This is a genomic window from Campylobacter sp. 19-13652 (assembly GCF_019702925.1).
GTDB lineage: Bacteria > Campylobacterota > Campylobacteria > Campylobacterales > Campylobacteraceae > Campylobacter_A.
The window spans coordinates 1,447,333-1,461,388 of the sequence record NZ_AP024713.1 but is presented as its reverse complement, the minus strand read 5'-3'; the positions used below and the strand labels follow the sequence as shown (position 1 = coordinate 1,461,388).

The following is a 14,056-nucleotide window of genomic DNA, read 5'->3' as shown; positions in this document are numbered from 1 at the left end:
TTAGTATATACCAGTTTTTGCTCTTATTTGCTCTATTAGTGGCAGGGCGACCTCCCTAGCCTTTGCCGCTCCGCTGGCTAGTATGGCTTTAATTTCACCCTGATTTGCCATAAAATACTCATATTTTTCTCTCGCTGGGGCAAAATACTCCCACACTAGCTCGGCTAGATACGCCTTAAAATGCCCATATCCTTCGCCCCCACGCTCATATCTTGCCCTTAGCTCGGCCTGTCCAGCTTCGTCTAAAAATAGCTTTGCCAGCGCATAGACGTTGCAGCTTTGCCACTGCTTTGGCTCTTCTAGTGGCGTGCTATCGGTTACTATGCTTGATGTGCGTTTTTTTAGCTCCTTTTGAGTGCAAAAAATATCAATCGTATTTTTATAGCTCTTACTCATCTTTGCTCCGTCAATGCCTGGCACTACGGCTACGCTCTCGGCGACTTTATGCTCTGGCAGGCGGAGTATCTCGCCGTGTTCGTTATTAAATTTAATAGCCACATCTCGTGCGATTTCGACGTGCTGAATTTGATCCTTGCCCACTGGGACGACGTCGGCACTAAAGAGCAAAATATCAGCCGCCATTAGCACAGGATAGCTAAAAAGTCCGTGGCTGGCAGCTATGCCCTTTGCGACCTTGTCCTTGTAGCTGTGCGCTCGCTCAAGCAGCCCCATAGGCGTGTATTGGCTTAGCACCCAGTAAAGCTCCAGCACCTCCTTTACATCGCTTTGCATCCAAAAGGTGCATTTGCCCGGATCAATGCCAAGCGCCATAAACGCTGCCGCCGCTTCAATGCTGCTTTGCCTAAGCGTGCTAGCGTCGCTTACTGAAGTCATAGCGTGGTAGTTGGCGATAAACATAAACATATCGCTTTTACCGCTATTTTGCTCATCTACCATCTGCTTTATGCTGGCAAAATAGTTCCCCAAATGCAGCCGTCCGCTAGGCTGAAGCCCTGTAAGCACTCTCAAATTTTACTCCTTATCTCTTTTGCTATCTCTTTTACGCTTTTATTTTTTACTTCGATTATCAAATTTGCCCTTTTTTCATATAGCCCAGCTCTTGCGTTAAAAAGGGCTTTTGCGGCGTTTAAATCCTTTAGCAGTGGGCGGGATTTTAGCTGCTTTTTATCCCCACTTAATCGGCTTAAAATCTCATCAAATTCCATTTTCAAATAGACCACCAGCCCAAGCTTTTTTAGCCCCTTTTGCACACCAAAGCCCCCACCAGTGGCGATGACGGCATTTTGCACGCTCGCTTTTAGACGCTTTAAAAGCTCTTTTTCCATTTTGCGAAACGCCGCTTCGCCCTGTGCGCTAAAAATTTTTTTGATTTTTCTATTTTGGCTTTGCTCAATTAGTGCGTCAGTGTCAAGGCAAATTCGCTCAAGCTTTTTAGCCAAAGCCCTAGCCACCGAGCTTTTACCACAGCCCATAAAGCCGATTAGAATGATATTTGACTTTATTTTTGGCTTCGCAGATGAGCTAAGCTTGTCTTTGCAGCTTAAATTTAATTTAGCCTTTTTACTCACTCTCACTCTCCGTTTGCTCGCCGCCTTTTTTGCGTGGGATTAGCACGAGTGGTGAGCCAGTTAGCTCAAAGCTAGCCCTGATTTGATTAGCTAAAAATCGCTTGTAGCTAAAGTGTATCGCCTTTGGGCGGTTTGAGATTAGGGCGATTTTAGGTGGCGCAAAGCCAAACTGCACGGCGTAGTAAATTTTCACCACCTTGCCGCGGTCGCTTGGTATGGGGTGCAGGCGTGTGGCAGCGGCGATTACGTCGTTTAGCTTTGCGGTTTGCAGCTTTTGGGTGAAGTTTTCATACACTTCATTTATGAGCGGATAGAGCTTGTGAATTCGCTTGCCACCAAGGGCTGAGACGCTAATAATGGGCGCATAGGCAAGAAATTTAAACCTATCACGAATATCCACGCAGACCTTGTCAAACTCCGCTTGGCTCTTGTCCCACTTATTTAGCACGATGATAATGCCAAGCTCAAACTTCGCCGCAAGCCCCGCTATACGCTCATCTAGCTCGCTAAGCGGCTCGCTAGAATCAAGCACCAGCAGAGCGATGTCGCTAGCTTCAAGCACCTTTTCGGTGCGGTTTAGGGCGTAGCGTTCGATGCCTTCAATTTTGCCACGGCGACGAATGCCAGCAGTATCGACAAATTCATACACTCGCCCGTCTATTTCGTAGCTTTCATTGACTGGATCAATGGTCGTGCCTGCTACGTCGCTCACTACCGCGCGGGCTTCTTTTACTAGGGCGTTTAGCAGGCTTGATTTGCCCACATTTACCCTGCCTATTATGCCCACTTTTATAGGGCGGTTTGCAAAGTCTTCGCTAGCTTTTTCGCCGCTCTGATTAAAGCCAGCGATGAAGTCCTCAAAATCATCGCTCTCATCGGCTTTTAGCTCGTCATTTGGCAGGAGTTTATAAATCCACTCGCAAAGCTCATCGATGCCACTTGCATGGCTTACGGAGATTGCAAAGACGACCTTTGCGCCAAAGCTATCAAATTCCCAGCTACGCTGCTCGTCCCTTTTGCTGTCGATTTTATTTATCACAAGCGCAATGGGCTTTTTAAGCTTTGCCAAATCGTAAAAAATCCGCCTGTCCTCCTCATCTGGAAGCATTTTTCCATTTACCATAAATAGTATAATGTCCGCGCTTTTTGCCTCCTCTAGCGTCTTTTTTTTGACGTTTTTAAAAAGCTCGCTACTATCGTCAAGTCCGCCGCTATCAACTAGCATACACTGCTTTTGTTCTATGTCTATGATGGCTTTATTTGTGTCTCTTGTAGTGCCTGCGACTTCGCTTGTGATTGCTATGCGCTCTTTTGCTAAACGGTTAAAAAGGCTTGATTTTCCGACATTTGGTCTGCCTATAATGATTACTTTTTGCACCAAAATCCTTGAAATTTTTTAGCTATTATAGCTATAAATGGCTTAAAAATTTATCTGTTTTATTTTGGTTTAATTTTATTAAAAATTTAAATTAAATATATAATATAAAATTTAAAAATTATATTATTTTTTTAAGAATTATTTTAGTATAATCAAACTTCCAAAAGGAGATTTGATGGATAGACGAAATTTTTTAAAGCTAGGCTCTATCGCAGCCTGTAGTTTCGCCCCTGGGACGCTGGGGGCTGTGGGCGCAAAGGCGCTAACTCCAAGCGATAAATTTATCCCAAGCTTTTGCGAGATGTGCTCTACCCGCTGCACTATCGAAGCAAAAGTCGTTGATGAGCAGGCTATCTTTATCCAAGGCAACCACCGAGTAAAAGGCACGTCCACATCGGTGTGTGCTAGGGGTGGGGCTGGGCGGTATCAGCTTTATGACCCACAGCGAGTGGTGAGGCCGCTTATTCGAGTAGGCGAGCGTGGAGAGGGCAAGTGGCGCGAGGCTAGCTGGGATGAGGCACTTGATTTAGTGGCTAAAAAGATGGCCGAGATAAAGGAAAAATATGGCGCAAAGAGCTTTGTTTTTACTGCTAAAAGTAGCCAAACACACAAGCTAATGACCGCCTTTGCCGCAAGCTACGGCAGCCCAAATATCTTCTCTCATCTTTCAGCCTGTCCTATCACCTATCAGATGGTGTGTTCTCATATGTATGGCGATAGCAAGCTAAAGAGAGACTTTGCAAATGCCAAATACGTGGTAAATTTCGGACACAATATCTTTGAGGGTATAGTCATTTCAGACGCCAAAAAGCTTATGAAATTTATCCAAAAAAAGGACACAAAGCTACTAGTGCTAGAACCTCGCTTTAGCGTCATAGCCGCTAAGGCTGATGAGTGGCTGCCAGTTAAGCCTGGCACTGATATAGCCTTTGTGCAAGCACTCATTCACACTTGGATAAAAAACGGCACTTATGATAAGGAATTTATAGCTAATTTTACCACTGGCTTTGATGAGATAGCTAGGGATGTGGCCGATAAAACTCCGCAGTGGCAAGAGAGCATTACTGGCATAAAGGCCTCTGATGTGGAGCGAATAGCCGCTGAAATCTGGGCAGCAGCACCAAGGGTTATCATTGACTTTGGGCATAAAACCACCACCACAAGGGCTGAGTATATGCGCACAAAAGCGATAATGGTAGCAAATGCGATGATGGGCAACTGGGAGCGAAAGGGCGGTATTTTTAGCGGCAAAAAAGCAAAGCTGTTTAATAAGCTAACTGATAGTAATGAATTTGCCGAGCTAGCTAACCCTGACGCCGCCTTTAAAGTGCCAAAGACCCCGCGCCTAGACGCAGCTGGCGAAGCTGGAGCTCATAAATTCATTGGCCGCAGTCACGGCGTGCTAATGGATATAGCTGAGGCAATTCTAAGCGAAAAGCCCTATCCGATAAAGGGCTGGTTTAACATTCGCTTTAACCACATAATAAACGTCGCTGGCTCGGCTAAAAGTATAGAGGCGCTTAAGAAGCTTGAATTTATCGTCGTTAGTGACATTTACCTAAACGATATGGCGACCTATGCTGATGTGATTTTGCCTGAGAGCACATATCTTGAGCGAGATGAGGGCATAGAGGATAAAAGCGGCACCAAGCCAGCCTATATGATACGAAATAAGGTAGTAGAGCCTATTGGAGATACCAAAGACGGCGCGAGCATATTTAGGGAGCTAGCTCGCAGGCTAAATTGCGATGAGCTATATACCTGGGATGATATGCGGCAGTGGCGTATGGCTCAGGCAAAGGGAAATGTGGAGCTTTTAGCTAAACTTGAAAGTGATGGCTATCTTACTTATGACGTGCCGCCTTTGCTATTTCGTGAAAAGGCGATGGTGGATAAATTTATCGCACGCTATCCGCAGGCGGCAAAATTTGTGGGCGATGATGGGCTAATGAGCGAGCTGGCTAAACCAAAGACTAAAAGTGGCAAGATTGAGCTATTTAAAGCCGATGTCGAAGCCGAGTTTAAGGGATATGGCGGACTAAATGCAAACGATATAGATGTCTTTGACGGCTGCGAGTTTTGCCTAATGAGCGGCAAAACGCCTATTCATACTAACGGACACACTCAAAATATCGAAGTGCTAAATGACCTAATGAGCGAAAGCCCAGTCTGGATACATCCGCAAGCCGCTGCTAAAAAGGGGCTAAAGCAGGGCGAAATGGTGCTAATAAAGAATAAATTTGGCCAGGCAAGGGCGAAAATTTTTATCACAGAAGGCATCCGCCCTGATACGCTTTTTGTCTATCACGGCTTTGGGCATACCACGCCAGGAATGCCACGCACAAATGGTATGGGCATAAATCAAAGCGTGCTACTAAACCCAGCCGAAGGGGCAGTAGCGGCGACTATGGTAACAAACGTCGGCGTGGATATTGAGAAAATAAAGGGCTAAAAAATGAAAAAATACACAATGATACACGATGAAAATCTCTGCATAGGCTGCCAGGCCTGCTCCGTAGCCTGTCGTAGTGAAAACGACGTGCCGCGCGGCGTATATCGCCTGCAGGTGCACGCTAAGATGAGCGGGACGTTTCCAAATTTAAAAACGGACTTTATCCGCCACAGCTGCGTAATGTGCGAGGATAGTCCCTGTGTTGATGTCTGCCCAACGGGCGCTAGCTTTAAAACGGCTGAAAATATCACCCTGCTAGACCACTCCATCTGCATAAGCTGCAAATACTGCATTCTAGCTTGTCCTTACGACGCGCGCTATGTAGAGCCTAGTAGCGGCGAGATAGGCAAATGCACCTTTTGCTACACCAACCGCCTAAGCGTCGGGCAAGAGCCAGCCTGCGTGAGCGTGTGTCCGACGGACGCTTTAATCTTTGGTGATTTAAATGATGAAAATAGCCAAGTAGCTAAGACGCTAAAAACAAGCCCACACTACTACCCAAAAGCGGAGCTTCTCACACGTCCACAGCTAGCGATGATAGCAAACACAAAAGGAGCGAAAGATGAATAGTATGTCAGGCAGCCTAGCGCAATATACTCAAATTTACTGGGGCGGCGAGATAGCGCTTTATCTCTTTTTGGCTGGGCTTTCGGCTGGGGCGATGATAGTGGCGGTGCTTTTGCGCCGTGCTGGGCTTGCTGGGTTAGATTTAAAAGGCAGTGTCCTAGCCCCCGGCTTTAAAGCCGCTGTTTTAACAGCTCCGCTTGCTATCGTGCTAGGGCTTGGGCTGCTCGTGCTTGACCTTGGCAAGCCGCTTAGCTTTTACTGGATACTGCTAAGGTATAACTGGGATAGCGTGATGAGTATTGGCGTAGCACTACTTCTTGTATATACGCCGCTTGCTTTTGCCTACGCTTTTATCGCTTTTTTGGGTAGCTCCTTGGCTAAGCCGCTGCTTAGAGCGATAAATTTAATCGAGCCACTGCTTATCCTGCTAGCCCTTGGCGTGGGCGCATACACGGGCTTTTTGCTCTCTGCTGTGGCAAAGATCGCCCTGTGGCATAACTGGGTGCTGCCTTTGCTATTTTTAGCCAGTGCCATTAGCGCAGGAGCTGCTTGCGTGGGGCTTTTTGCTGGGGCTGGCTCAAGGGCAAGCGCTCTGGTGCTACGCATCGATGTAGTGGCTATTGTTTTTGAGATTGTTTTTTTAGGGGCGCTTTTTGCTGGGCTTGGCAAAGATGGCGTGGCTGCGGTGCTAAGCGGGGGCTGGGGAGTGGTATTTTTTGCTCTCGTGCTTGGCGTGGGGCTGGCTTTACCGCTGCTGCTTAGCAAAGCCCACTCAAAGCTAGCCGTGATGATAAAGTGTAGCGCCGTTTTAGTGGGCGTTTTAGCGCTTAGATATTTTATAGTTTATGCTGGGCAGATTAGCGCCATTTCCATATAGGCTGGTTTGCTTTGCAAAACATGGCACAGATGCAGTTTTAAAACCGCATTTTTGCCATTTTATCTTTTTAGATTCATCGGTTTTGGCGAAGTAAAACTAAAAATACGTCGCCAAAATCCGCAGATATTGCTTATTAGCTAGCTTTTTGCCTTAGCTCTACACCCAGATAAGACTGGCTATACTTCGTATTTTGACGTTCTTTTGCTGCGATGGATAGCTTGTGCTGTGAGCGTTTTTGTGGAGTTTTGCTTTACAACTTACAAGAGTGATAACCAATGCTATGGGTAGGTTTAAATGCCTTACACCCTTTTAACAGATTAGCGGGTTTTGCAAAAAACATTAGCCATTCGGATCAAGTACTTTTTAACATGCAAAATTATCGTCATATCAGGGTTCTTAAATAATGTAAACAAGGCAAGGCAAAATCATCGTATTTTTTTTAAAATAAAAATACGATGGCTGTATGTGGTTTTGCCGAGCTTATAAATTTGATAAAGTAAGGTTTTGCTATTTGTGTATGAGGCATGAAAATACTCGTAATATCAGCAAATGCACTTACGGTATTTATAAAACAGAGTGAGTACCGCCATTGCTTAGAAAACATAAAAGTGGCAATATAAATTTGCCAACAAGGAGCAAACAATAGCGCAAAAAGTAGCAAAAGTGTAGATTTAAATTTAAAACGCAAAGCGACCTAGCCACGGCAAAGCCCTGCTAAATCGCTCTTTTAAGCCTTGCTTATTCGCTGGCTATTTTGGCGGATTTTATCTTATCTCCCTGACGAATGGCGTCTAGCACCTTTAGGCTCGCCTCGTCCACGCACTTGCCAAATACCGTGTGCATGCCGTCTAGGTGCGGCTGAGGGCTGTGGCAGATGAAAAACTGACTACCCCCCTGTGTCCCTGCCAGCGTGCGCCATACTTAGGCTGCCTCGTTCGTGCTTTACGCCCTGTTTATCGCACTCGCATTTTATACGCCAGCCAGGGCCACCCATACCGCTACCTTGTGGACATCCACCTTGGATCACGAAGTTTGGTATCACCCTGTGAAAATTTAATCCATCATAAAAGCCACTTTTTATTAGCTCTAAAAAATTTGCCACAGCTTGCGGTGCTTCGTCAGGAAAAAGCTCGAGCTTTATCTCGCCCTTGTCCGTGCTAAGCGTTACAAAACGCTCGTTTTTCAGCGCTTCTAAATCTATCTCATATAACTTTAATGGCTCGTTTCTCATTTATTCTCCTTTTATAAATTTTATCACCTTTGCAGGCACTCCGCCCACTACCACCATAGCTGGGACGTCCTTTGTCACCACTGAACCAGCTGCGATGATAGCGCCTTCGCCCACACTTACGCCCTGGGTGATGATAGCCCCTGAGCCTATCCAGACGTTTTTAGCGATTTTAATGGGCTTTAGGTGCATATTTGCCCTTTGGCTTGGAGCCTCGGCGTGGTTAATGGTAGCAAGGACGACGTTGTGTCCGATTAGGACATTGTCTGCTATTTCGATGCCGCCTTGGTCTTGAAATTTGCAGCCTGCGTTTATAAAGACATTTTTGCCCAGGCTTATATTTTTGCCAAAATCACTATAAAAAGGCGGAAAAACCACCACCGACTTATCCACACTTTTGCCCACCAGCTCGCTAAGAATGGCGTTTATCTCATCTGGCGTATGATAGCCTACGTTTAGCCTTGCACTTATTTGCATAGCCTGCTGGGCTGCTTCGTGCATAAAGGCAAACTCCGCACTCCCAGCACTCACGACGCCGCTATTTTTCACGCTTTGGTTAAATTCGCCTAATTGCATTTTTACTCTATGTTTGTATAAACTGCCTGCACGTCGTCATCATCCTCAAGTTTATCAAGTAGCTTTTCCACCGCCTCAAGTTGGCTATCATCTAGCTCAACAGTTGAGTTTGGTACGTATGCTAGGCTTGCTTTTTTTATCTCAAGTCCCAGCTTTTCCACGCCCTCATTTAGTGTACCAAAGCTAGTGTAATCGCCGTAAATAAACAGGCTCTCTCCTTCGCTTTTTAGCTCCTCAAGCCCAAAATCAATAAGCTCAAGCTCAAGCTCATCAAGCGCCATATCAGGTAAAACCAGCTCAAATACGCTCTTTCTGCTAAACATAAAGCTAAGTGAGCCAGACGGTAGTATCTCGCCGCCGTTTTTGTTAAAAATTGCCTTTACATTTGCTACGGTGCGAGTTGGGTTATCGGTCGCAGTTTCTACTATGATTTGCACGCCATTTGCCGCCTTGCCGTCATAAAAGATAGTCTTTATATCTGCGCTATCTTTGCCGCTTGCGCGCTTTATGGCGGCGTCTATATTGTCTTTTGGCATATTTTGGGCTTTAGCTGCAGCTATGGCGGCTCGTAGCTTTGGATTCATATCAGGTTCTGTGCCGCCCTCTTTAGCAGCTACTGTAATAGCCTTTGCCAGCTTTGGAAAGACCTTACTCATCTTGTCCCAGCGTGCTTCTTTTGCGGCTCGGCGGTATTCAAATGCTCGTCCCATTACTATTCCTTTTTTAAATTTTTAACGCGGATTTTAGCAAAAATGGGCTTAAAAATTTAAAAAATTTTAAACCTTTAGTGCATATAATTTGGTTTTATTAAATTTAAAAGGTAAAAAATGGTAACAAACGCCACAAAAGAGCATAAAAATGGGTGTGTACAGCTAACGTTGCTAGCCCTTGGAGACGCGGCTTTAGCGCTTGGCTTTAATGAGTGCAAAATTGCAGCTTGTTTTGATTTTAGGCTAAGCAGACTAAATAGTAAAAATATAAATGTATATATAAATGGCGCAGGGGGGTAGGAGCGAGATAGCTGGTATGATAATATCAAGCAAGGCCAAACCCTAAAAATAGGCGATTTTAGCTTTAATGATGAGTATTATGTCGATTTTATCGCCACTTTTAAGCGCTTTTGTAATAAAGGCGTAGCAAGCGCACTTTTAGCTAGTGCGGTAAAATCGGCAAAAAAGGCTGGGCTTAGCAGCGTTAGCTTGCTAGCTAGAAGCAATGATAAAAGCGTTTTGAAATTTTATCAAAATAGGGGTTTTAACGCAGTAAATAGTGGCGAGATAAACGGGATTTACTTTACAAAAATGGTTCAAAAAATATGAAAATACGAAAAGCAAATTTAAACGATACGCACTCTTGCGTGAGATTGATAGAACTTGCCATGGATGGCATAATACAGACTCTTGGGCTTAATCAAAATGCCTTAGAGCGACTTTTTAGCCAAAGTGCGGAAAATAGTAGACTAAGCCACGAGCATATAAGCGTCGTAGAAACTGGCAGCGAGGTGGTGGCTGCTATGGGCTGCTATGACGGCGCTACTCAGGGGCAAATGGACGCAAAAAGCGGGATTAAATTTCAAAAAGAGTGCTTTAGTGGCGAGCTTTATATAGATTTTATAGCTACATTTAAAAATCAGCGTAAAAAGGGCTATGCAAGCGCACTCTTAAAAAGCGCAGATGAGATAGCACGTGCTAAAAATTTAAGCAAAATAGCCCTAATCGTAAAGCAAGATAAAATAAAAAATATAAAATTTTATGAAAGTTTAGGCTTTAAAAAAGATGATAAAATACTAGCTTATGGATTTAGTTTTTTGCATATGATAAAGGAGATAAGATGAAAAAATTTGAAGTAGCAAATGTAAATTGCCAAAACTGCGCAAATACGATAAAAGGCTCACTTGAGGATGAATTTGGCGAGATTTTAGTCGATTTTGACCAAACGCCGCGAGTGCTAAGTGTAAACATCAAAGATAGCGAAGTGGAAAAATTTAAAATCGAGCTTAGCGATTTGGGATTTGATGTAATAAGAGAGCTTTAAATGACAAAGCTTAAGCTAAATATCACAGGAATGACCTGTGTAAACTGCTCAAGTGCGATTGAGCGAGTGGCGTCAAAAATGCAGGGTGTAAGAAGTGCAAAGGTAAGCTTTGCCTCTGGCAATGGGGAGTTTGAGGTTGAAAATGATGAGATAGAATTTGCACTCGTGCAAAAGATAAAAAAGCTAGGATATGATGTGGCACAAAGCTATGAGGAGTATGAGCAAAAGCAGAAAGCACAAGCTATAAATTTGCGCAAAAAGCTCATCGTGGCGGCGGTTTTAAGTGCGGCTATAATGGTGCTTGAGATGAGTGGGCTTAGAGCGTGGAAGTGGGCGAAGATGTGTGCTTTGGGGCTTGGGCTTGTGGTGCTAGGATATAGTGCGAGCGGATTTTACAAGCAGGCTATAGAGGGGATAAAAGAGCGTAGCTACGGCATGAGCGTGCTTGTGGCTTTAGGGGCAAGTGCGGCTTTTATCTACTCAGCTTTTAGTGCTTTTGTGTCAAATTTAATACCTCAAAGCATGGCTCACTCATATATTGGTGGGGCTAGTATGATAGTTACTTTTGTGCTGTTTGGCAAGTATTTAGAGGAGTGTTCAAAGGCTAGTACGGCGGATTTTTTGCGCTCGCTATCTACACTGGCTCCAAAAATGGCTACTCGCATAAAAGCTGACGGCTGTCATGAAAATATACCGGTAAAAGAGCTTAGCTTAGGCGATGTTGTCGTGGTAAAATCAGGCGAGGCTGTGCCAAGCGATGGCGTGATAATCCAAGGCGGTGCGGAGCTTGATACCTCGGCTATCACGGGTGAAGTGCTAGCAAAATATAAAACCGTAGGTGATGAGGTATACGCTGGATACATAAACACAAGCGGTTTTATAAGTATAAAAGTAACCGCTCTTGCAAAGGATACACTGCTAAGTCAAATAGCTCAGCTTTTAAGCGAAGCTGGCACGAAGCAAGCCCCTATAGCTAGACTAGCTGATAAAGCCTCAAATATCTTTGTCCCAGTTGTCATTGCTATATCCTTAATCACGCTTTTAGTATGGAGCGCGGCTGGTAATGTAAACTACGGCATACTTTGCGCTATAGCCGTGCTTATAATCTCCTGTCCTTGTGCTTTAGGGCTTGCTACGCCTATGGCTGTTATTGCTAGTATATCTAGAGCCGCACGAGATGGCATACTCATAAAAACCCCCGAGATAATCGAGCTTATGCAAAGGGTTAAATTTGCTGTATTTGATAAGACTGGCACCCTAACAAAGGGCGAAATAAGTGTGAAAAATACAGATATTAGAGATGATGATCTATCCATAATCGCAGCAGCTGAGAGCCTAAGTGAGCACCCTATATCAAAAGCAATTACAAAATACGCAAGTAAAAATAGAATAGTCTTTAGTGATTTGGGCGAGATTAAATTTACCCCCTTATCTGGCAGAGGCATGATAGTCACTCAAGAAAAAGGCGAGATAATAATAGGTAACGAAGCATTGCTAAAAGAGAATAATATAGCCATACCAGACGGCACAAAAGATGCCATATACGCAGCAATTTATGGCAGATATGTGGGAAGCCTTGAGCTAGAGGACGAGATACGTCAAGAGGCAAAAAGTGCTATAAAAGCCTTGCAAAATTTGGGTATAAAAACTGTGATGATGACTGGTGATAGTAGTGCTAATGCCGCAAAAGTAGCGGATGATTTAGGCATAGATAAGACACTGGCAAATATGCTGCCAGCCGATAAATTAAATCAAGTAAAAGAGCTAAAAAAAGAGGGTGGAGTGATATTTATAGGAGATGGCATAAATGACGCTGTATCTCTAAAAGAGGCCGATGTGGGCATAGCCATGGGTGCAGGCAGCGAGCTAGCTAAAAATAGTGGCGATGTAGTGCTAATGCACTCTGAGCTAACAAGTGTAGCAAAGGCTATAAAAATAGGCAGAGCTAGCCTTAGCGTGATAAGGCAGAATTTATTCTGGGCGTTTGCGTATAATGCGGTGTGTATCCCAGTGGCTGCTGGTGCGCTTTATCCGCTTTTTGGCATAGTGCTAAATCCAGCCTACGGTGCACTTGCGATGTGCTTTAGTTCAGTAAGCGTAATACTAAACTCCCTTCGCATAAAAAGGATAAAAGTGATATGATATACCAAGATTGCGATTTTTACATACAAAAAGAGCCTCACGACTTGCCGTGGGTTAAAATTTTTACCCAAACCCCCTACAAAGAGCTAAGCGACATGCCAGATAGCGCCTATAATGAGCTTTGGCTTCTCGTGCGCGAAGTCGAAAAAGCGCTAAGGCAGTACTACGCACCTGATAAAATCAACATCGCAAGCTTTGCAAATATGCTCCCTCGTGTGCATATACACGTCATTGCACGCTTTAAAGATGACGCATTTTTCCCAAATAGCGTCTGGGGCGAGCCACTAAGGCAGGCAAACCTTGAGCTTGCGCCATTTGAGGAGTTTGGCAAAAATTTAAATAAAGCAGTTACAATGCACCGTTTAAATTTAAAAAAGGACAGAAAATGAAAATATTTTTAGCAGGTGCTAGCGGCGTTATTGGTAAGCAGCTTAGCAAGCTTTTAGTCGCGGCTGGACACGAAGTTTACGGCACAACAAGGAGTGAAGCAAAGGCAAAAATGCTCGAAAATCTCGGCGTAAAGCCCGTAATACTCGATGTCTTTGATAAGGACAATCTCATAGCTCAAGTGGCAAAAATCAAGCCTGAAGTCGTCTTTCACCAGCTTACTGACCTACCTGATGGGCTAGATGAGGGCAAGATGAGCGAAGCCCTAAAACGCAACGCCAAAATAAGGGAGGTCGGCACCGCAAACCTTCTAGATGCAGCCAAAGCCTGTGGGGCTAGTAAATTTATCGCTCAAAGCATAGCTTTTGTCTATAGTCCTAATGAGCAAGCCCCATTTAGCGAGGAGAGTGCGCTACTTGATTTTGCTGAACCAACATACGGCGAGACGGCAAGGGCGGTGCATTCGCTCGAAACTCAGACAATAGAAAATGGAGGCGTGGTGCTAAGATATGGCTGGCTTTATGGTAGGGATAGTGGATTTTCTGAGCCTGTTAACTTTGTGGCGACGGTGCATGTGGATGCGGCGGCAAAGGCAGCAGAGCTAGCTATGAATGCGTATAAAAGCGGAATTTATAACATTTCAGAAGATAATGGACATGTAAGTAGCCAAAAGGCAAAAGCGGAGCTTAAATTTGATAGCGGCTTTCGCATAGCGGAGTAGGGCAAATCCGCTAATCCTTAAAAAGGGTTTTTTAAAAGCCCTTTTTGCCTCTAAAACTTCATTTTTAAATTTAATCATTAAAGCCAAAAAGTGCTTATAATAGTAACATCACTTTTAATATCAAGGATAAAATTTATACATTTTAAGTTAAAAATGCCTTTTGTA

Annotated in this window: 14 protein-coding genes and 2 pseudogenes; 10 read left to right on the top strand and 6 right to left on the bottom strand. The window is 44.3% G+C overall.

What is annotated here, in order from left to right:
- Genes trpS through der form a run of 3 tightly spaced genes read right to left on the bottom strand, consistent with a single transcriptional unit; the run spans window position 1 to window position 2,907 of the window.
- On the bottom strand, window positions 1-969 hold the full coding sequence (gene trpS, locus LBC_RS07085) for a tryptophan--tRNA ligase (protein WP_221253742.1): 969 nt from the start codon (window positions 967-969) through the stop codon (window positions 1-3).
- Window positions 966-1,463 carry a shikimate kinase gene (locus tag LBC_RS07080; RefSeq protein ID WP_221254993.1) on the bottom strand — a complete coding sequence of 166 codons (498 nt, stop codon included), beginning with the start codon at window positions 1,461-1,463 and terminating at the stop codon, window positions 966-968. Before LBC_RS07080 ends, trpS begins: the two co-directional genes overlap by 4 nt.
- A gap of 58 nt (window positions 1,464-1,521) precedes the next feature.
- Window positions 1,522-2,907, bottom strand: coding sequence for a ribosome biogenesis GTPase Der (der, locus tag LBC_RS07075; protein WP_221253741.1), 1,386 nt, complete (start codon window positions 2,905-2,907; stop codon window positions 1,522-1,524).
- 175 nt (window positions 2,908-3,082) lie between these two features.
- Here der and phsA point away from each other — a divergent pair, with 175 nt between their 5' ends.
- From phsA to nrfD, 3 genes are read left to right on the top strand one after another with little or no spacing between them, the layout of a single operon-like run.
- Window positions 3,083-5,359 (top strand): thiosulfate reductase PhsA, encoded by a 2,277-nt coding sequence (phsA, locus tag LBC_RS07070; RefSeq protein ID WP_221253740.1) that lies wholly within the window; start codon window positions 3,083-3,085, stop codon window positions 5,357-5,359.
- A gap of 3 nt (window positions 5,360-5,362) precedes the next feature.
- Window positions 5,363-5,929: a 4Fe-4S dicluster domain-containing protein gene (locus LBC_RS07065; protein WP_221253739.1), complete on the top strand. Its 567-nt coding sequence runs from the start codon at window positions 5,363-5,365 to the stop codon at window positions 5,927-5,929.
- Entirely contained in the window at window positions 5,922-6,803 is an 882-nt protein-coding gene (nrfD, locus tag LBC_RS07060; RefSeq protein WP_221253738.1) for an NrfD/PsrC family molybdoenzyme membrane anchor subunit, read from the top strand. Before LBC_RS07065 ends, nrfD begins: the two co-directional genes overlap by 8 nt.
- Window positions 6,804-7,541: 738 nt before the next feature.
- Here the strand turns inward: nrfD and LBC_RS07055 are convergent.
- From LBC_RS07055 to LBC_RS07045, 3 genes and pseudogenes are all read right to left on the bottom strand, one after another.
- Window positions 7,542-8,034: pseudogene (locus LBC_RS07055) on the bottom strand (peptidylprolyl isomerase).
- Between the two features lie 15 nt (window positions 8,035-8,049).
- A pseudogene (locus LBC_RS09215) lies at window positions 8,050-8,202 on the bottom strand (DapH/DapD/GlmU-related protein); the annotation flags it as partial.
- Window positions 8,203-8,609: 407 nt separating this feature from the next.
- The gene (locus LBC_RS07045; protein WP_221253736.1) at window positions 8,610-9,317 is read right to left on the bottom strand and encodes a YebC/PmpR family DNA-binding transcriptional regulator; all 708 of its coding nucleotides are present in this window, start codon (window positions 9,315-9,317) and stop codon (window positions 8,610-8,612) included.
- A gap of 117 nt (window positions 9,318-9,434) precedes the next feature.
- Here LBC_RS07045 and LBC_RS07040 point away from each other — a divergent pair, with 117 nt between their 5' ends.
- Genes LBC_RS07040 through LBC_RS07010 form a run of 7 tightly spaced genes read left to right on the top strand, consistent with a single transcriptional unit; the run spans window position 9,435 to window position 13,891 of the window.
- Window positions 9,435-9,617, top strand: coding sequence for a hypothetical protein (locus tag LBC_RS07040; protein WP_221253735.1), 183 nt, complete (start codon window positions 9,435-9,437; stop codon window positions 9,615-9,617).
- Between the two features lie 24 nt (window positions 9,618-9,641).
- On the top strand, window positions 9,642-9,926 hold the full coding sequence (locus LBC_RS09210) for a GNAT family N-acetyltransferase (RefSeq protein ID WP_221254992.1): 285 nt from the start codon (window positions 9,642-9,644) through the stop codon (window positions 9,924-9,926).
- Window positions 9,923-10,441, top strand: a complete 519-nt coding sequence (locus LBC_RS07030) for a GNAT family N-acetyltransferase (RefSeq protein ID WP_221253734.1) — start codon at window positions 9,923-9,925, stop codon at window positions 10,439-10,441. The genes LBC_RS09210 and LBC_RS07030 overlap by 4 nt, the downstream gene beginning before the upstream one ends.
- The gene (locus tag LBC_RS07025) at window positions 10,438-10,641 is read left to right on the top strand and encodes a heavy metal transport/detoxification protein (protein ID WP_221253733.1); all 204 of its coding nucleotides are present in this window, start codon (window positions 10,438-10,440) and stop codon (window positions 10,639-10,641) included. Before LBC_RS07030 ends, LBC_RS07025 begins: the two co-directional genes overlap by 4 nt.
- Window positions 10,642-12,783 carry a cation-translocating P-type ATPase gene (locus LBC_RS07020; protein WP_221253732.1) on the top strand — a complete coding sequence of 714 codons (2,142 nt, stop codon included), beginning with the start codon at window positions 10,642-10,644 and terminating at the stop codon, window positions 12,781-12,783.
- A complete protein-coding gene (locus LBC_RS07015) occupies window positions 12,780-13,172 on the top strand; it encodes an HIT family protein (RefSeq protein WP_221253731.1) in 393 nt (130 codons plus the stop codon). Before LBC_RS07020 ends, LBC_RS07015 begins: the two co-directional genes overlap by 4 nt.
- On the top strand, window positions 13,169-13,891 hold the full coding sequence (locus tag LBC_RS07010; RefSeq protein WP_221253730.1) for an NAD(P)-dependent oxidoreductase: 723 nt from the start codon (window positions 13,169-13,171) through the stop codon (window positions 13,889-13,891). Before LBC_RS07015 ends, LBC_RS07010 begins: the two co-directional genes overlap by 4 nt.
- The last annotated feature ends 165 nt before the right edge of the window (window positions 13,892-14,056 follow it).